At 72.1% G+C, this 1,272-nt stretch carries 2 protein-coding genes; one reads left to right on the top strand and one right to left on the bottom strand.

From position 1 onward, the window contains the following. A partial coding sequence (locus tag NS334_RS16160; protein ID WP_241492002.1) for a sensor histidine kinase occupies nt 1-597 on the top strand: 597 nt, incomplete at its 5' end. A 3-nt stretch (nt 598-600) separates the two neighbouring features. Here NS334_RS16160 and asd read toward each other — a convergent pair. Next, nucleotides 601-1,272 (bottom strand): archaetidylserine decarboxylase (asd, locus tag NS334_RS16155; protein WP_058756971.1); only part of this gene is annotated, 672 nt, incomplete at its 5' end.

Here is a 1,272-nt window from a genome sequence, read left to right as displayed (position 1 = left end):
CGCGGCGCCGCGGCCAATCTCGCCCATGCGCTCAAGACCCCGGTCGCGACACTGGCGGTCGAGGTGCGCGACCAGCCGGCGCTCGCCGCGCAGGTGGCGCGGATCGACCGCACGATCCGCCACCATCTCGCCCGTGCGCGCGCCGCCGCGATCAACCGCCGCACCGCCACCGCGCTGCGCCCGGCGATCATGGATCTGGTCACGGTGATCCGGCAGCTCCACGCCGGCCCGCCGCTGTCGATCGCGGTCGACGTGCCCGACGATATGGCCGTCGCGGTCGATGCGCAGGACGTCGACGAGCTGATCGGCAACCTGCTCGACAATGCCGCGCGGCACGCCGGCGGGCAGATCTTCATCGCCGCCGTGCCGGGCGGTCGGCAGGTGCGCATCGAGATCGCCGACGACGGCCCCGGCATTCCCGAGGCGGAGCGCGCGGCGGTGTTCCGACCGGGCATGCGGCTGGACGAACGCGGCGACGGACACGGCTTCGGCCTGTCGATCGTCGCCGAACTGGCGGCGCTGTACGGCGGGACGCTGACGCTGGGAGAGAACCTGCCGCGCGGGTTGCTGGTCAGGTTGACGCTGCCCGCCGCCTGACCGTCACCAGCGCGCCAGCGGTTCCCCGGCGCGGATCGGCTGCCCCTCGCGCAGCTCCGGCCCGAGCCGGGCCCCCTCGGGCAGGAACATGACAATCGTCGAGCCATGTTCGAACCACCCCATTTCCGTGCCCTTCGTCACGGTTACGTCGCACGACGTCCGCCCCGGCCCACGCTCGCGCAGCGTCCGTTCGGTGTCGAGGAAGGTCAGTCGGATGCTGGCGACCAGAATCGCCGCGACGGGCACCAGCAGCAGCGGCTGTCCCGCCGCTCCGCGCGCCTCGATCACCGCGCGTTCGTTGCGGCAGAACAACCGCTCGACGCGTTTCAGCGCGATCGGATTGACGTTCCAGCAATCGCCCGACTGATAGGTCACGGCCTCCACGGTCAGGTCGGCGGGGGCATGGAAACGGTGGTACATCGCCGCCGTCAGCCGCAGCGTAACGAACGCGCCGTTCGCGAAGCGCGCCGCCAGTGCCGGATCGGGAAGCAGCTCGTCGAGCCGATACGGGAAGCCCTTCACCTGCCACACCGCGCCATCGGCGACGCGCCCGTGCGCGCCGACGATCGCATCGCACGGGCTGGCGATCGTCGCCGCGTCGCCCGCAAAGGTCCGTGCGCCCGGCCGCAAGCGCCGGATGAACGCGTCGCGCAGCGAGCGGAAGCGCGTCGTCTC

Source organism: Sphingomonas endophytica (genome assembly GCF_001476895.1).
GTDB lineage: Bacteria > Pseudomonadota > Alphaproteobacteria > Sphingomonadales > Sphingomonadaceae > Sphingomonas > Sphingomonas endophytica_A.
Note: the sequence above shows the minus strand (reverse complement) of the source record. Positions and strands in the feature narration are given on the sequence as shown.